Source organism: Arthrobacter sp. CJL-S3 (genome assembly GCF_056711635.1).
In genome coordinates, this window is sequence record NZ_CM160046.1 from 1115292 (window position 1) to 1131648 (window position 16357).

General features: G+C 67.1%; 15 protein-coding genes. 11 read left to right on the forward strand and 4 right to left on the reverse strand.

Annotation, left to right across the window (positions count from 1 at the left end; translation table 11 throughout):
* Positions 1–21: 21 nt before the first annotated feature.
* From AC06G6_RS05100 to sdhC, 4 genes are all read right to left on the reverse strand, one after another.
* Complete coding sequence (locus tag AC06G6_RS05100; RefSeq protein ID WP_226774031.1) at positions 22–804, reverse strand: succinate dehydrogenase iron-sulfur subunit; 783 nt, start codon at positions 802–804, stop codon at positions 22–24.
* A 1-nt stretch (position 805) separates the two neighbouring features.
* On the reverse strand, positions 806–2605 hold the full coding sequence (gene sdhA, locus AC06G6_RS05105; RefSeq protein WP_307459235.1) for a succinate dehydrogenase flavoprotein subunit: 1800 nt from the start codon (positions 2603–2605) through the stop codon (positions 806–808).
* A gap of 127 nt (positions 2606–2732) precedes the next feature.
* Complete coding sequence (locus AC06G6_RS05110) at positions 2733–3227, reverse strand: succinate dehydrogenase hydrophobic membrane anchor subunit (protein ID WP_479826987.1); 495 nt, start codon at positions 3225–3227, stop codon at positions 2733–2735.
* A gap of 2 nt (positions 3228–3229) precedes the next feature.
* On the reverse strand, positions 3230–3565 hold the full coding sequence (gene sdhC / locus AC06G6_RS05115) for a succinate dehydrogenase, cytochrome b556 subunit (RefSeq protein WP_479828540.1): 336 nt from the start codon (positions 3563–3565) through the stop codon (positions 3230–3232).
* Positions 3566–3913: 348 nt separating this feature from the next.
* On the opposite strand from sdhC, the gene AC06G6_RS05120 reads away from it, so the two are divergent.
* From AC06G6_RS05120 to AC06G6_RS05170, 11 genes are all read left to right on the forward strand, one after another.
* Complete coding sequence (locus AC06G6_RS05120; RefSeq protein ID WP_479826988.1) at positions 3914–5059, forward strand: mannose-1-phosphate guanylyltransferase; 1146 nt, start codon at positions 3914–3916, stop codon at positions 5057–5059.
* Positions 5060–5189: 130 nt separating this feature from the next.
* The gene (locus AC06G6_RS05125) at positions 5190–6389 is read left to right on the forward strand and encodes an amidohydrolase (protein ID WP_479826990.1); all 1200 of its coding nucleotides are present in this window, start codon (positions 5190–5192) and stop codon (positions 6387–6389) included.
* 207 nt (positions 6390–6596) lie between these two features.
* On the forward strand, positions 6597–7046 hold the full coding sequence (locus AC06G6_RS05130; protein WP_479826992.1) for a MarR family winged helix-turn-helix transcriptional regulator: 450 nt from the start codon (positions 6597–6599) through the stop codon (positions 7044–7046).
* Between the two features lie 49 nt (positions 7047–7095).
* A complete protein-coding gene (locus AC06G6_RS05135; RefSeq protein WP_479826994.1) occupies positions 7096–7527 on the forward strand; it encodes an organic hydroperoxide resistance protein in 432 nt (143 codons plus the stop codon).
* Positions 7524–8555, forward strand: coding sequence for an NADP-dependent oxidoreductase (locus AC06G6_RS05140; protein ID WP_479826996.1), 1032 nt, complete (start codon positions 7524–7526; stop codon positions 8553–8555). Before AC06G6_RS05135 ends, AC06G6_RS05140 begins: the two co-directional genes overlap by 4 nt.
* A gap of 311 nt (positions 8556–8866) precedes the next feature.
* Positions 8867–9976: a BMP family lipoprotein gene (locus AC06G6_RS05145; protein WP_479826998.1), complete on the forward strand. Its 1110-nt coding sequence runs from the start codon at positions 8867–8869 to the stop codon at positions 9974–9976.
* 167 nt (positions 9977–10143) lie between these two features.
* Positions 10144–11850, forward strand: a complete 1707-nt coding sequence (locus AC06G6_RS05150) for an ABC transporter ATP-binding protein (protein ID WP_479827002.1) — start codon at positions 10144–10146, stop codon at positions 11848–11850.
* Positions 11843–13291, forward strand: coding sequence for an ABC transporter permease (locus tag AC06G6_RS05155; protein WP_479827004.1), 1449 nt, complete (start codon positions 11843–11845; stop codon positions 13289–13291). Before AC06G6_RS05150 ends, AC06G6_RS05155 begins: the two co-directional genes overlap by 8 nt.
* Positions 13288–14622 (forward strand): ABC transporter permease, encoded by a 1335-nt coding sequence (locus tag AC06G6_RS05160; protein ID WP_479827007.1) that lies wholly within the window; start codon positions 13288–13290, stop codon positions 14620–14622. Before AC06G6_RS05155 ends, AC06G6_RS05160 begins: the two co-directional genes overlap by 4 nt.
* A gap of 2 nt (positions 14623–14624) precedes the next feature.
* Positions 14625–15029, forward strand: coding sequence for a cytidine deaminase (locus AC06G6_RS05165; RefSeq protein WP_479827009.1), 405 nt, complete (start codon positions 14625–14627; stop codon positions 15027–15029).
* Positions 15026–16357, forward strand: coding sequence for a thymidine phosphorylase (locus AC06G6_RS05170; protein WP_479827011.1), 1332 nt, complete (start codon positions 15026–15028; stop codon positions 16355–16357). Before AC06G6_RS05165 ends, AC06G6_RS05170 begins: the two co-directional genes overlap by 4 nt.

Consider the following 16357-nt stretch of genomic DNA (forward strand, 5'->3'; position numbering starts at 1 on the left):
GGTTCTAGCTCAGCAAGTTTGCTAGATCTTGCGGGACAGGATGGCCTGCTTGACCTCAGCGATTGCCTGCGTGACCTGGATGCCGCGGGGGCATGCCTCGGTGCAGTTGAAGGTGGTGCGGCAGCGCCACACGCCTTCCTTGTCGTTGAGGATCTCCAGGCGCATGTCGCCGGCATCATCACGGGAATCGAAGATGAAGCGGTGCGCGTTGACGATCGCCGCCGGGCCGAAGTACTGCCCGTCGGTCCAGAACACCGGGCAGGACGAGGTGCACGCGGCGCAGAGGATGCACTTGGTGGTGTCGTCGAAGCGTTCGCGGTCCTCGGCGGACTGCAGGCGTTCCTTGGTGGGCTCGTGGCCGCGGTTGATCAGGAACGGCATGACCTCGCGGAAGGACTGGAAGAACGGCTCCATGTCCACGATCAGGTCCTTCTCCACCGGGAGGCCCTTGATCGGCTCGACCGTGATGGGCTTGGACGTGTCCAGGTCCTTCAGCAGGGTCTTGCAGGCGAGGCGGTTGCGGCCGTTGATGCGCATGGCATCGGAACCGCAGACACCGTGCGCACAGGAACGGCGGAAGGAGACGCTGCCGTCGATTTCCCACTTGACCTTGTGCAGGGCGTCGAGGACACGGTCCGTGCCGTACATGGTCACGTGGAAGTCATCCCAGGTGGACTCGTCGGAGACCTCCGGGTTGTACCGGCGCACGCGCAGGTGGACGTCGAAGGACGGGATGTCCCCGCCGCCACCGATGTGGGCGGGCAGTTCGATCTTGGAGGCTGGCTCAGCAAGTTCAGCGGTCATCTTAGTACTTCCTCACCATCGGCTCGTAGCGCGTAAAGACCACCGGTTTGGTGGCAAGCCGGATGCCCGCAATCGCCTCCGCGGAACCGTCCGCGGGAGCCTGGTCATCCTTGTACGCCATGGAGTGCTTCATGAATTTGTCGTCGTCGCGCTCGGGGAAGTCCTCGCGGAAGTGTCCGCCGCGGGATTCCTCGCGGTGCAGGGCCGCCACGGTCATGACCTTGGCGAGCTCCAGCAGGAAGCCCAGCTCCACGGCCTCCAGGAGGTCCAGGTTGAAGCGCTTGCCCTTGTCCTGGACGCTGATGCGCTGGTACCGCTCCTCGAAGGACGCAATGTCCTTCAGGACCTGGTTCAGCGTCTCGGCGGTGCGGAACACCTGCATGTTGGCGTCCATGGTGTCCTGCAGTTCCTTGCGGATTGCAGCGACCTTCTCGGTGCCGTCGGAGGTGCGGACGTGGTCCAGCAGGTCCAGCGTGTAGGCCTCCGGATCCACCGGGAGCTCGACGAACTCGGCGGTCTTGGCGTACTCCGCGGCGGCAATGCCGGCGCGCTTGCCGAAGACGTTGATGTCCAGCAGCGAGTTGGTGCCCAGCCGGTTGGAACCGTGCACCGAGACGCAGGCAACCTCACCGGCGGCGTAAAGGCCCGGGACAACGGTGTCGTTGTCCTGGAGGACCTCGGCGGTGATGTTGGTGGGGATGCCGCCCATGGCGTAGTGCGCCGTCGGGAAGACCGGTACCGGCTCCGTGTAGGGCTCGACCCCGAGGTAGGTGCGGGCGAACTCCGTGATGTCCGGCAGTTTGGCGTCGATGTGCGCCGGTTCAAGGTGCGTCAGGTCCAGGAGAACGTAGTCCTTGTTCGGGCCGCAGCCGCGGCCCTCACGGACCTCGTTGGCCATGGAACGGGCCACGATGTCGCGGGGGGCGAGGTCCTTGATGGTCGGGGCGTAGCGCTCCATGAAGCGCTCACCCTCGGAGTTTCGCAGGATCGCGCCTTCGCCGCGGGCGGCCTCGGAGAGGAGGATGCCCAGGCCGGCGAGGCCTGTCGGGTGGAACTGGTAGAACTCCATGTCCTCCAGCGGGATGCCGCGGCGGAACGCGATGCCCATGCCGTCGCCGGTGAGGGTGTGGGCGTTGGACGTGGTTTTGAAGACCTTGCCGGCGCCGCCGGTGGCGAACACCACGGACTTGGCCTGGAAGACGTGCAGCTCGCCGGAGGCGAGGTCGTAGGACACGACGCCGGCCACGCGCTTCTGCTTGTACGGCGTGCCGTCCTCGCGGACAGCGTCTTCCTCGACCGTGAGCAGGTCCAGGACGTAGTACTCGTTGTAGAACTCGACGTTGTGCTTGACGCAGTTTTGGTACAGCGTCTGCAGGATCATGTGGCCGGTGCGGTCGGCGGCGTAGCAGGCACGGCGGACCGGGGCCTTGCCGTGGTCGCGGGTGTGGCCGCCGAAACGGCGCTGGTCAATCCGGCCCTCGGGCGTGCGATTGAACGGCAGGCCCATCTTTTCCAGGTCCAGGACGGCGTCGATCGCTTCCTTCGCCATGACCTCGGCGGCGTCCTGGTCAACCAGGTAGTCGCCGCCCTTGATGGTGTCGAAGGTGTGCCACTCCCAGTTGTCTTCCTCGACGTTGGCCAGGGCCGCACACATGCCGCCCTGCGCCGCGCCGGTGTGGGAGCGGGTGGGGTACAGCTTGGTCAGTACTGCTGTTCGGGCGCGCTGACCTGATTCGATCGCCGCGCGCATCCCGGCGCCACCGGCACCGACGATGACGACGTCGTACTTATGGACCTGCATACCAGACGCTCTTTCTCTCAAAATTCGCTAACAACACCGGCCGGCGGAGCCAGGACGGTGAAACCTCGTGGAAATCCCTTGCCCGCACCGGGCAGGCAAGGGATCGGGTGCCGCTGGGGCTGCGCCGCTACGGCGCGGGGCAGAACCCGCCGGGCAGCTGGACACCGTTGACCACGGGGCACGGGTCAAAGGTGAAGATGACCAGGGTGCCCAGGATGATGATGGCGGTGGTGGCCGCGTACAGCACGACCTTCAGCCACAGACGCGTGGCGTCCTTTTCGGCGTAGTCGTTGATGATGGTGCGCACGCCGTTGGTGCCGTGCAGCATGGCGAGCCACAGCATGGCGAGGTCCCAGATCTGCCAGAACGGATCGGCCCACTTGCCGGCCACAAAACCGAAGTCGATCGCGTGGATGCCTTCGCCCACCAGCAGGTTGACGGTCAGGTGCCCGAAGATCAGGACAACCAGGACAACGCCCGAGAGCCGCATGAAGAGCCATGCGAACATTTCGAAGTTCCCCTTGGAGCTGCCGTTGCGGCGGTACTGCGGCGCAATCCGGTTGCTGCCAACCTTGGCAGCGGCCTTGGGGCTGCGCGGGCTCTCAATCTGAGTTGCACTCATGGCTAGTGACCTCCAAGGGCGAGGGAAAGGTGGCGGATGGAGAAGCCCACCATGACGATTGCCCAGAGAATGAGCACCGCCCACAGCATCTGGCGCTGGTACTTCGCGCCCTTCTTCCAGAAGTCGACGGCGATGATCCGCAGGCCGTTGAAGGCGTGGAACACGATCGCTGCGACAAGGCCCGTTTCACCCAGGGCCATCAGGGGGTTCTTGTAGGCACCGATAACTGCGGTGTAGGCCTCCGGGGACACGCGCACCAATGAGGTGTCCAGAACGTGGACCAACAAGAAGAAAAAGATCACTACACCGGTAATGCGATGTCCAACCCAGGACCACATGCCTTCACGGCCGCGGTACAAGGTGCCAGCTGGTTTTGTCGGCACTGAATAAACCTCCCTGCAACACAGCGGCGCTGGCATGGGATCCACGCGGGGGGAACGCCTGCTGCGAGAGCACTCGTAAGCTCAAGCCTAAATCTAGGCTTCGCTAACAGCTTATTCAATTCAGCCACCCGTTGGTGACGGCGCCCGGCGGGGTTTTCGTCCAGTTTTGAGACGAACGCCACATTTCCCGCCCCGACCGGGGAGTGCCGTCGTAGGGCCGGGACTGCACCCGGGACGACGCATCACCGCCGTGTCCGGCCGTGATCGGGGACCCGCGCGGTACGTTCGGCTAAAGTAGCCGTGATGACTACAGACAAAGCGACAAGCCAGGACACACCCAACGACTCGGCCCTGAGCCGGTTTATTGCGGTGATTCCAGCAGGCGGTGTGGGGACCCGCCTCTGGCCTCTGTCGCGTGCAGCAGCCCCCAAGTTCCTGCACGACCTCACTGGGTCGGGCAGCACCCTGCTGAGATCCACGTACGACCGGCTGGAACCTCTCGCCGGCAAGCACATGCTCGTGGTGACCGGCAAGGCCCACCGCGACGCGGTCTGCCGCCAGCTGCCGGAGATCGACGACGCCGACCTGGTGCTGGAGAGCGAGCCCAAGGACTCCGGCGCCGCCATCGGCCTGGCCGCGGCCATCCTGCACGAGCGCGATCCGGACACCATCATGGGCTCCTTCGCCGCGGACCAGGTGATCAGCCCCGACGAGCTGTTCCATGACGCCGTGAGGGAGGCCATCCACGCGGCCGCGGCCGGAAAGATCGTCACGATCGGCATCAAGCCCACCCACCCTTCCACCGGCTTCGGTTACATCCGGGCCGGGAAGAACCTTGGCGTGGCCGGCGCCTCCAGTGCCCAGGCCGTCGTCGAGTTCGTGGAGAAGCCCAGCGAAGAGGTCGCCCAGGAATACGTCGACAGCGGCGAATATGTCTGGAACGCCGGAATGTTCGTGGCTCCCGTGTCGCTGATGCTCAAGCACCTCGAAGCCAACCAGCCCGAGCTCTTCGCCGGCGTGCAGGAAATCGCGAAGGCCTGGGACACCCCGCAGCGCGACGAGGTCCAGGCCCGCGTCTGGCCCACCCTGCCCAAGATCGCCATTGACTACGCCGTGGCCGAACCGGCTGCCGCCGCCGGCGACGTCGCCGTCGTTCCGGGTACGTTCCGGTGGGACGACGTCGGGGACTTCGCCTCCGTGGGCCGGCTCAACAGCGCCAAGGAAGTCAAGGACGTCACCGTGATCGGTGAGGGCGCCCGCGTCTTCACGGAGGACGCAAGCGGCGTGGTGGTCTCCGATACCAAACGCGTCATCGCGCTGATCGGGATCAAGGACGTCGTGGTGGTGGATACCCCGGACGCGCTGCTCGTCATGCACAAAGAGCACTCGCAGCGTGTGAAGCAGGCCGTCGACGCCCTCAAGGCCAGCGGCGACACCGACGTTCTCTAGCTTGCGGCGCTCTCGTTGCAGCGCTTTCCAGGGCCTTCCGCCCCTACCGGGGCGGAAGGCAAATGTTCGCCAATCCGTAACGCGCCGTACGCGATGCCGCTATTTTATGTGCGCTCGCTAGAGTTATTCCGTGCGTAACTACTCTACTGAAGCTGAGCCCACCACATTGGTGGGGCCGTGGCTCGAGCCCCTGCTGCCGGAGCTGATCGCGTTCCGCCGGGACCTGCATGCGCACCCGGAGCTGTCCTTCAAGGAGTTCCGCACCACGGACAAGCTGGCCAAGCGCCTGGAGGAAGCCGGGCTCAAGCCCCGGCGCCTCGAAGGGACCGGCCTGACGGTGGACATCGGCGACGGGCCGATCGCCACCGCCCTGCGCGGGGACATCGATGCCCTCCCGATCATCGAGGAGACGGGCCTGCCGTTCGCCTCGAAGCATCACGGCGTCACGCACGCCTGCGGTCACGATGTCCACACCGCCACCATGCTGGGCGCGGCCCTGGTCCTGCATCGGATGCACCAGGAGTCCCCGCTGCGCGGTACCGTCCGGATCATCTTCCAGCCGGCCGAGGAAACCATGCCCGGCGGGGCCCAGAGCTGCATCGAGCAGGGCGTCCTCGACGGTGTACCGCGGATCTTCGCCCTGCACTGCGATCCCCGGATCGAGGTGGGCAAGATCGGCACCCGGATCGGCGCCATCACCTCCGCCTCGGACACGATCAAGATCGAACTGACCGGCCGCGGCGGCCACACCTCACGCCCGCACCTGACTGAGGAACTCGTCTTCGCCCTGGCGCAGATCGCGGTCAACGTCCCGGCCGTGCTGTCCCGCCGCGTTGATGTCCGCAGCGGCGTGTCCGTCGTCTGGGGCCACATCTCCGCCGGGTCCGCCCCCAACGCGATCCCGGCCAGCGGGTACATGGCGGGCACCATGCGCTGCCTGGACCGCGACGCCTGGCACAACGCAGGCGAGATCCTCGACGAGGTCATCCAGCAGATCGCCGCACCGTACGGCGTCGACGTCCACTTGGAGCACACCCGCGGCGTGCCTCCCGTGGTGAACTCCGAACACGAGACCGCCCTGATCGAAGCCGCGGCCCGCGCCGAGATCGGCGAGGGCGCCGTGGTCCTGACCCCGCAGTCCATGGGCGGCGAGGACTTCGCCTGGTTCCTCGCGGACCTCCCCGGCGCCATGATGCGCCTGGGCACGAAGACCCCCGGCGGCGAGGAATACGACCTGCACCGCGGCGACTACATCCTGGACGAACGCGCCCTGGGCCTCGGCATCAAGGTCCTCACCGCCGCAGCACTGCGCACCCTCCGCGACCTCTAGCCGCGCCCCGGCCCGGACTCCGCACCCGGCCCCGATTCCGCCTTTCGGCCACCTCTTCCGCCACGCCGCCGCGCTTTCCGGCGTCTGGCCCCCCGCTGCGCGCCGAGGTGAGAGTTCGCGCCCGTCGCCAGCCGATTCATGGGCGCGAAGTCGCACCTCGGTGGCATGTAAGTTGTGCACAATCTAATTGTGCACTATCGTATTTGTATGACCGATGCGCCCCGCGACAACGCCCCCCGCCTGAACCGGCAGCTGTGCTTCGCCATGTACTCGGCCTCCCGGGCCGCCACGGCGGCGTACCGGCCGATGCTCGACGAGCTCGGCCTGACCTACCCGCAGTACCTCGTCATGATGGTGCTCTGGGAGGACGAACCGCGCAGTGTCCGCGAACTGGGGGAGGAGCTGGGCCTCGACTCCGGCACTCTCTCCCCGCTGCTCAAGCGGCTCGAGTCCCTGGGCCTCGTGGAACGGCGCCGGTCCGCCGCGGACGAGCGGAGGGTCGAGGTCCACCTGACCGACGCCGGCACCGCGCTCAGCGCCCGGGCCGCCGACATCCCGCAGCGCCTCGCCGATGCCGCCGGTCTCTCGCCCGCCGAACTCGACCAGCTCCGCGAGACCCTGACCCGGCTCACCGCCGCACTGCACGGCTCCCGCTGACTCCCTTACTTCCACTGACTTCCCTGCAACGCAACAGATTGGATCTCCCATGAAGACTCTCTACACAGCCGAGGCCCTGGCTTCGGGCGAAGGCCGCGACGGCACCGCCGTCACCAAGGACGGCAAGCTCAGCGTGGCCCTGGCCAGCCCGGTGGAACTCGGCGGCAGCGGCGAGGGCACCAACCCGGAACAGCTCTTCGCCGCCGGCTACGCGGCCTGCTTCCATTCCGCCCTGCGCCTCGTCGGACGCCAGCAGAAGGCCGACCTGACTGATTCCGCCGTCGCGGCCAGGATCCACCTGGGCGCCCTCGGCGACGGATCCGGCTACGGCATCGCCGCGGAACTCGAAATCGCCCTGCCCGCCGTGGACCGGGAAACGGCCGAGGCCCTCGTGGCCAAGGCGCATGAAGTCTGCCCGTATTCCAATGCCACCCGCGGCAACATCACTGTCGACATCACCATCCTGGAGGTTGCCGCATGAGCACCCGCACCGACACCATCACCCTGCCCACCGCCACCCGGGAGATCCAGCTGGCATCCCGTCCGCACGGGCGCCCGCTGCCCGAGAACTTCCGCCTGGCCGGGACGGAGCTGCCGGGACTCCAGGACGGCCAGGTCCTGGTCCGCAACCTCTTTATGTCCGTGGACCCCTACATGCGCGGCCGGATGAACGACGTCAAGTCCTACTCCGCGCCGTTTGCCCTGGACGCAGCGCTCGACGGCGGCGCCGTCGGCGAGGTCATCGCGTCCCGGTCCGCTGACCGCCAGGTGGGCGACGCCGTCGTCCACTCCCTGGGCTGGCGTGAACATGCCGTGCTCGACGCCGGGGCCACCACCCCGGCCCGCACCGATCTGGCCCCCGCGCCGGCGTTCCTCGGCGCGCTGGGCATGACGGGCCTGACGGCCTACGCAGGACTGATCAAGGTGGCCGGCTTCAAGGCCGGGGAAGTCGTCTTCGTCTCCGGCGCCGCGGGTGCCGTCGGCTCCCTGGTGGGGCAGATCGCCAAGGCCCTGGGCGCGTCCCGCGTCATCGGCAGCGCCGGATCCCCGGAGAAGGTGGCGCGGCTGCTGGAGCTCGGCTTCGACGCGGCATTCAACTACCACGACGCCCCCGTGGCCGAGCAGCTCGCCGCGGCCGCCGGCGACCGCGGCATCGATGTGTATTTCGACAACGTCGGCGGGGAACACCTCGAAGCGGCGCTGTCGGCGCTCACCGTCGGCGGCCGGGTGGCGATGTGCGGGGCGATCTCGCAGTACAACTCCACCGAGCCGACGCCTGCCCCGCGGAACCTCATGCAGGCCATCGGCAAGCAGCTGACCCTCAAGGGCTTCCTCGTCAGCGGCTACTGGCAGCACATGCCCGAGTTCGTCGAGACGATGTCCGGCTGGCTCGCGGACGGCACAGTGCGCTACGACGAGACCATCGTGGACGGACTGGAGAACGCGCCGCAGGCCTTTATGGACCTGCTGGACGGCGCCAACACCGGCAAGATGCTGGTCCGGCTCTAGGCTGGCCGCTCCTTCCGGCTGCTCGTCCTGGCAGCTCCTCCCGCCCGCCCGCAGAAAGCCCCGCACCGGAACCGCCCGGTGCGGGGCTTTCTGTGTGTCTACCGCTTGGTAACAAGTTCTCAACAATCTGTGGAATCGCTGTGAACCGTGCTACTTGGACGTGTCACAGGCCACTAAAGTGGCTTCCATCAGTGCGCCTCGGCGCAGTGCTGCGAAATCCATCAGTGAAAACAGCGTTTCAGCGGCAATCCCGCCAACAGACACTCATTGAGCTCCGTCGTAGCGCCTATCTCTTTCTTCCTGGAGGAAAATTGAAGAACTCTCTGCGTGCAACCTTCAAGCGCGGTTCAATGGCCGGAGTCGCCACCGCCGGTGCGGCTGCCCTTCTGCTGACCGGTTGCGGGGCCGCCCCGACGGCCAGCAGCACGGCCACCGCCACCGCCAGCGATTACACAGGCTGCATCGTGTCCGACTCGGGTGGATTCGACGACCAGTCATTCAACCAGTCCTCCTACGAGGGGCTGAAGAAGGCTGAGAAGGATCTGGGCATCAAGGTCAACGAGGCCGAGTCCAAGACCAACAACGACTTCGAGCCCAACCTGCGCGCCATGGTCACGGCCGGCTGCGACCTGACCGTCACGGTCGGCTTCCTGCTCGGCGACGCCACCAAGGCCCAGGCCGAGGCCAACCCGAACAGCCACTTCGCCATCGTCGACTTCGGTTACGATCCCGCCGTGAGCAACGTCAAGCCGATCATCTACGACACGGCGCAGGCCGCCTTCCTCGCCGGCTACGTCGCCGCGGGCACCACCAAGACCGGCACGGTCGCCACATTCGGCGGCATCAAGATCCCCACCGTCACCATCTTCATGGACGGCTACGCCGACGGCGTGAAGTACTACAACGAGAAGAAGGGCACGGACGTCAAGGTTCTTGGCTGGGACAAGGCCAAGCAGGACGGTTCCTTCACCGGTGACTTCGAAAAGCAGGACAAGGGCAAGCAGCTCACGCAGAACTTCCTGGACCAGGGCGCGGACATCGTCATGCCCGTCGCCGGTCCGGTCGGCAAGGGCGCGGGCGCGGCCCTGAAGGAAGCGAAGGCGGCAGGCAAGGACGTCAAGCTCATCTGGGTTGACTCCGACGGCTTCCTCACGGCACCGGATTACAAGGATCTGATGCTGACCTCCGTCATGAAGCTCATGGGCGAGGCCGTGGAGAACGTTGTGAAGGAAGACAAGGACGGCAAGTTCAGCAACACCCCGTACGTTGGCACCCTCGCGAACGAGGGCGTGCAGCTGGCTCCGTTCCACGACATGGACTCTGAGGTTCCCGCCGAACTGAAGACCGAGCTGGAACAGATCAAGAAGGACATCGCCGCCGGTACGCTGAAGGTTGAATCCGCAGCCAGCCCGAAGGTCTAACTCCCTCCGCCAAGCGCCACGGCCCGTCCGGTCATCCACCGCACGGGCCGTGGCGCTTTCCGTTGAGCGGACTGACTCCGCCTCCGGCTGCAGGCACTAGGCTGATCCTGCAGCCCCATCATCCGTCCGGGCCCCGGCTCCCGGACACTTCGAGATTGGTCAGAGTTTTGAAACTTGAACTCAAGGGGATCACCAAACGCTTCGGCTCCCTGGTAGCCAACGATCACATCGATGTGGTTGTTGAACCCGGGCAGATTCACTGTCTGCTCGGCGAAAACGGCGCGGGCAAGTCCACGCTGATGAATGTCCTCTACGGATTGTACGAGCCCACCGAGGGCGAAATCCTGATCGACGAAAAGCCGGTCACCTTCCGCGGCCCCGGCGACGCCATGGCCGCGGGCATCGGCATGGTGCACCAGCACTTCATGCTGGTCCCGGTCTTCACGGTCGCCGAAAACGTTGCCCTGGGAGCGGAAGCCACCAAGGCCGGCGGATTCCTGAACCTGGACGACACCCGGCGGAAGATCCAGGAGATCTCGGACCGGTACGGCTTCGACGTCGATCCCGACGCGATGGTCGAGGACCTCCCGGTCGGCGTGCAGCAGCGCGTGGAAATCATCAAGGCGCTCGTCCGCGACGCCAAGGTGCTCATCCTCGATGAGCCCACGGCGGTGCTGACCCCGCAGGACACCGATGAGCTGCTGGACATCATGCGCCAGCTCAAGAGCCACGGCACGTCAATCGTCTTCATTTCGCACAAGCTCCGCGAGGTCAAGGCAGTCTCGGACACCATCACGGTGATCCGGCGCGGCAAGGTCGTCGGCACCGCCGACCCCGGCGCCTCAACGACCGAACTGGCGTCCATGATGGTGGGCCGGGCCGTGAACCTGACGCTGGAGAAGGCCCCGGCCAAACCCCAGGAGAAGACCTTCCAGGTCAAGGACCTCACCGTGATCGCGCCCAGCGGCCAGCATGTGGTGGACGGCATCAGCTTCGACATCGCCCGCGGCGAGATCCTCGCCGTCGCCGGGGTCCAAGGCAACGGCCAGACGGAACTGACCGAGGCCATCCTGGGCCTCCAGGACCGCGTCCACGGCTCCATCCTGCTCGACGGCGAGGAACTCGTCGGGCGCAGCGTCAAGGAAGTCCTGAACTCCGGCGTCGGCTTCGTGCCCGAGGACCGCTCGGTCGACGGCCTCATCGGGACGTTTTCAATCGCCGAAAACCTCATTCTGGACCGCTATGACCAGGCTCCCTTCGCCAAGGGCATCAGCATGAGTCCGGCCAAGGTCCTGGAGAACGCCCAGACCCGGATCGACGAGTTCGACGTGCGTACCCCGTCAGGGTCGCTCGCGGCCGGCACCCTGTCCGGCGGCAACCAGCAGAAGGTGGTAATGGCCCGGGAGCTGTCCCGTCCGCTGCGGCTCTTCATCGCCTCCCAGCCCACCCGCGGCGTGGACGTCGGATCCATCGAGTTCCTGCACAAACGCATCGTGGCCGAGCGCGACCACGGCACCCCCGTGATGATCGTCTCCACCGAACTGGACGAGGTGATCGAGCTCGCCGACCGGATCGCGGTCCTTTATAAGGGCAAGCTCGTCGGGATTGTCCCCGCCGGCACCGGACGCGACGTCCTCGGCCTGATGATGGCCGGGCTGTCCCCGCAGGACGCCCACGCCGACACCGCGGGCAAGCACCCGGCACCGCTCCCCGCGGACAGCTCCACCGACAACACTGTCGCCAACCCTGCGGACAGCTCCGCCGACCACCCCGCCAACAGCCCCGCCGCAGAACCCCCAGCAACAACCCCGGCGCCCGCCGCCCACCCCGTGCAGGAGCCCCGCTCCGGCGCCGTAGGAGACGACCATGAGTGAAAATAACGAGCCGCGACGCTCGGCCGGACCGGATCCGGACCGTATACCGGCCCCGCAGTCCCCGGCCCCGCAGTCCCCGGCCCCGCAGTCTCCGGAAACCCGGGCCGCGGACGCGGATATCGAGACGCCCGATGAGGGCGACACCGCCTTTGCCACCTCGCTGGACACCGCCGGCGGGGCGATGAGGCCGTCGGCGGTTCCCGTCTCGGCGCAGAGCGGAACCCTCCCCGGCGCCGAGGACACGGACTCGGTGCTGCGCAAGATCTTCACCGGCAACGGCATCGTGACCATCCTGGCCGTCCTCCTGGCCCTGATCCTGGGCGGACTGCTCATTGCCAGCACCGACAAGGTGGTCGCCGCCACGTCGACCTACTTGTTCGCCCGCCCGACCGACTTCCTCGCCGCCGTCTGGTCCGCCGCCACGGGGTCCTACGTCGCACTCTTCCAGGGCTCGGTCTTCAACCCGCGCGGCAGCGGAGTGGGCGGCCAGTTCGCCCCGCTGATGGAGACCCTCACCATCGCCACGCCGCTGATTACCGCCGGCCTCGGCGTCGCCCTGGCCTTCCGCGCCGGCCTGTTCAACATCGGTGCGCAGGGCCAGATCATCATGGCCGGCATCTTCGCCGCCTGGGTCGGCTTCGCGCTGGACCTGCCGATGGGCCTCCACCTGCTGCTGGTCCTGCTCGCCGGCATCGTCGGCGGCGCCGTCTGGGGCGGCCTGGTGGGCCTGCTCAAGGCGAAGACCGGAGCCCATGAGGTCATCGTGACCATCATGTTCAACTACATCGCCCTGTACCTCGTGCGCTACCTCCTGGACACCCCGGCGTTCCAGCGGCCGGGGGAGACCACCCCGATTTCCCCGATCCTGGACGCGTCCGCCGTGTACCCGCAGATCTTCGGCAGCCAGTACCGGCTGCACATCGGCTTCCTGCTGGCCATCGCGGCGACGGTGTTTGTCTCGTGGCTGCTGAACCGCTCGACCATCGGCTTCGAGTTCCGCGCGGTGGGTGCCAACCCCAAGGCGGCCCTCACCGCCGGCATCAACGTGCCGCGCGCCACTATCCTGGTGATGACCATCGCCGGCGGCCTGGCCGGGCTGGCCGGCGTCGCGCAGGTGGCCGGCACCGAAAAGGTCCTGACCGACGGTGTCGCGGCAACCTACGGTTTTGACGCCATCACCGTCGCCCTGCTGGGACGTTCGACGCCGTGGGGCACCTTCGCCGCCGGCGTGCTGTTCGGCGCCTTCCGCGCCGGAGCGGTCCAGATGCAGATCCAGACCGGAACCCCTATCGACATCGTGCTGGTGGTCCAGTCCCTCATCGTGCTGTTCATCGCGGCCCCGCCGCTGGTCCGGGCGATCTTCGGACTCAACCCGCGCAAGAAGAAGGCCGCACCCGCCGGCAAGTCCCAGAAGGCAGTAGCCACCGGAGGTGCAGCATGAGCACAACAGCAACCTCGCCCGTCCCGGGAAAACCCGTCAAGCCCCAGCCGGGCACCCCGAACGCGCACCGCAAGCACACGGTGTCCGCCAAGCCCGTGACCTGGAAGCTGCCGGTCACACTGATGGCGCTGGCGGTCGTCGCGTTCATCTTCTTCGGCCTGATGGGCCCGCAAGCCACGGCCAGGTTCGGTGTTTCCTCCGGCGGTGACTTCTTCCAGCTCCCCGCGATCGAGGTGCCCGCCTTCCTGTCCGGCATTGTCCTCTCCATGATCCTGCTGGGCCTCGCGGGCTACGCCCTGGTACTGAAGGCGAAAAAGAACGCCCGGCCCCCGCGCTGGCTGCCGGCCGTCTTCACGGTCGTGTTCGTGGTGGCCTTCCTGATCTGGGTGGTCGGCGGCGCCCGGACCCCGAGCATCTCCCTGGCCGGACTCATCGCCGGGTCCGTGACCCTCGCGGTGCCGATCGTCTTCGGCTCCCTCTCCGGAGTCCTCTGCGAACGCGCCGGCGTCGTGAACATCGCCATCGAAGGCCAGCTCCTGGGCGGTGCCTTCACGGCCGCGATCGTCGCCAGCATGACCGACAACCCCTACCTGGGCCTGCTCGCTGCCGCCGTCGCCGGCGCCCTCGTCTCGATGGTGCTGGCGGTCTTCAGCATCAAGTACGTCGTCAACCAGATCATCGTCGGCGTCGTCCTCAACGTCCTGGTCTCCGGGCTCACCGGCTTCCTGTTCAGCACCGTGATGCAGTCGGATCCGGAGAAATTCAACTCCCCGGGCCGGCTTCCCATCATCGATATTCCGGTCCTGTCCAGCATCCCGGTGATCGGCCCCATCCTGTTCAAGCAGTCCGTGGTGGGCTACCTCATGTATGTGGCTGTGGCCGTGATCTGGATCGCGCTGTTCAAGACGAAGTGGGGCCTCCGGGTCCGCTCCGTGGGCGAACACCCGCAGGCCGCCGACACCCTGGGCATCAAGGTCAACGCGACCCGTTTCTGGAACGTCACCCTCGGCGGCGCCGTCGCCGGGATCGGCGGATCGTTCTTCACCCTCGTGGCGATCGACAGCTTCACGAAGGAAATCTCGGGCGGGCGCGGCTTCATCGCCCTCGCCGCCATGATCCTGGGCCGCTGGAACCCGATCGGGGCGTTCTTCGCCGCGCTGCTGTTCGGTTTCGCCGACAACCTGCAGAGCATCGTGACCATCATCGGCACCCCGGTGCCGAGCCAGTTCATGGCCATGCTGCCCTACCTCGTGACCGTGTTCGCCGTCGCCGGGCTGGTGGGCCGCTCCCGGCCGCCGGCCGCGAGCGGCATACCGTACGTCAAGGGTTGACCATGGACAGCACCAACGTCGACTGGGCCGCCCTGGAGGCCGCCGCGGTCGCCGCCATGAAAAACGCCTACGCACCGTATTCGAAGTTCGCGGTGGGGGCAGCAGCCCTCACCGCGGACGGCCGGATTGTGAGCGGGTGCAATGTCGAAAACGCCAGCTACGGGCTGACCCTGTGCGCCGAGTGCGCGCTCGTCGGCAACCTGCACATGACCGGCGGCGGCCTGCTCCGCGCCTTCTACTGCGTTGATGCCGCCGGCAACGTCCTTATGCCCTGCGGGCGCTGCCGGCAGCTGCTCTACGAATTCCGCGCTCCCGACATGGAGCTCATGACCACGCAGGGAATCAGGACCATGGACCAGGTCCTTCCCGATGCCTTTGGCCCCCAACACCTGGAGCAAGCCCAATGACCCAACCGACACAAACCCCCAAGCTGACCGAAGCGTTCGACGCCGTCGACATCATCCGCATCAAGCGGGACAAGGGCGTGCTCAGCCCCGCCCAGATTGACTGGACGATCGACGCGTACACCCGCGGCGCGATCGCCGACGAGCAGATGGCCGCCCTGAACATGGCGATCCTGCTCAACGGCATGGACCGGGCCGAAATCTCGCGCTGGACGGCGGCCATGATCGCCTCCGGCGAGCGGATGGACTTCTCCAGCCTGCGGCGCCCCGACGGCAGCGTGAAGCCCACCTCCGACAAGCACTCCACCGGCGGAGTGGGGGACAAGATCACCCTGCCACTGGCACCGCTGGTCGCGGTCTTCGGGGTGGCCGTGCCGCAGCTCTCCGGCCGCGGACTGGGCCACACCGGCGGCACCCTGGACAAGCTCGAATCGATCCCGGGCTGGCGCGCCGCGCTGAGCAACGAGGAGATGCTGGCCCAGCTCCAGGAGGTCGGAGCGGTCATCTGCGCCGCCGGCGCCGGGCTGGCCCCGGCCGACAAGAAGCTCTACGCCCTGCGGGACGTCACCGGCACGGTTGAGGCCATCCCGCTGATTGCGTCCTCGATCATGAGCAAGAAGATCGCCGAAGGCACCGGGTCGCTGGTGCTGGACGTCAAGGTCGGCAGCGGCGCCTTTATGAAGGACGAGGCCCGCGCCCGTGAACTGGCCGAGACCATGGTGGCGCTGGGCAAGGACGCCGGCGTCAACACGGTGGCGCTGCTGACCAACATGAACACGCCGCTGGGCCTCACCGCGGGCAACGCCATCGAGGTCGAGGAATCGGTGGAGGTGCTGGCCGGGGGCGGGCCGGAAGACGTCGTCGAACTCACCGTCCGGCTCGCGGAGGAAATGCTCGCCTGCGCGGGCGTCCACGACGCCGACCCCCGGGCCGCGCTCCGGGACGGGCGGGCCATGGACGTCTGGAACCGCATGATCGAGGCGCAGGGCGGGGACCCGCGCGCCAAGCTTCCCGTGGCGAGGGAGTCCGAGGTCATCTACGCCCCGGCCGACGGTGTGCTGGTGGAACTCGATGCGATGGCCGTCGGCGTCGCCGCCTGGCGCCTCGGTGCCGGGCGGGCCCGCAAGGAGGACCAGGTCCAGGCGGGCGCCGGGGTGCGGATGCACGCCAAGCCAGGCGCCCTGGTCAAGGCCGGCGAACCGCTGATGACGCTCCTGACGGACACCCCGGAGAAGTTCGAACGGGCCCGGGAAGCCCTCGAACACGCCGTGGTGATTGCCCCGGAAGGCTCACGCCCGGCCCAGCAGCTCATCATCGACCGCATCGCCTGA

Bases quoted from the DNA above. Each gene is read 5' to 3' on its own strand.
- AC06G6_RS05135 (WP_479826994.1), top strand. From the start codon at position 7,096: ATGAAGACTCTCTACACAGCCGAGGCCCTGGCTTCGGGCGAAGGCCGC.
- AC06G6_RS05100 (WP_226774031.1), bottom strand. From the start codon at position 804: ATGACCGCTGAACTTGCTGAGCCAGCCTCCAAGATCGAACTGCCCGCC.
- AC06G6_RS05140 (WP_479826996.1), top strand. From the start codon at position 7,524: ATGAGCACCCGCACCGACACCATCACCCTGCCCACCGCCACCCGGGAG.
- sdhA (WP_307459235.1), bottom strand. From the start codon at position 2,605: ATGCAGGTCCATAAGTACGACGTCGTCATCGTCGGTGCCGGTGGCGCC.
- sdhC (WP_479828540.1), bottom strand. From the start codon at position 3,565: ATGTGGTCCTGGGTTGGACATCGCATTACCGGTGTAGTGATCTTTTTC.
- AC06G6_RS05170 (WP_479827011.1), top strand. From the start codon at position 15,026: ATGACCCAACCGACACAAACCCCCAAGCTGACCGAAGCGTTCGACGCC.
- AC06G6_RS05165 (WP_479827009.1), top strand. From the start codon at position 14,625: ATGGACAGCACCAACGTCGACTGGGCCGCCCTGGAGGCCGCCGCGGTC.
- AC06G6_RS05120 (WP_479826988.1), top strand. From the start codon at position 3,914: ATGACTACAGACAAAGCGACAAGCCAGGACACACCCAACGACTCGGCC.
- AC06G6_RS05160 (WP_479827007.1), top strand. From the start codon at position 13,288: ATGAGCACAACAGCAACCTCGCCCGTCCCGGGAAAACCCGTCAAGCCC.
- AC06G6_RS05110 (WP_479826987.1), bottom strand. From the start codon at position 3,227: ATGAGTGCAACTCAGATTGAGAGCCCGCGCAGCCCCAAGGCCGCTGCC.
- AC06G6_RS05130 (WP_479826992.1), top strand. From the start codon at position 6,597: ATGACCGATGCGCCCCGCGACAACGCCCCCCGCCTGAACCGGCAGCTG.
- AC06G6_RS05155 (WP_479827004.1), top strand. From the start codon at position 11,843: ATGAGTGAAAATAACGAGCCGCGACGCTCGGCCGGACCGGATCCGGAC.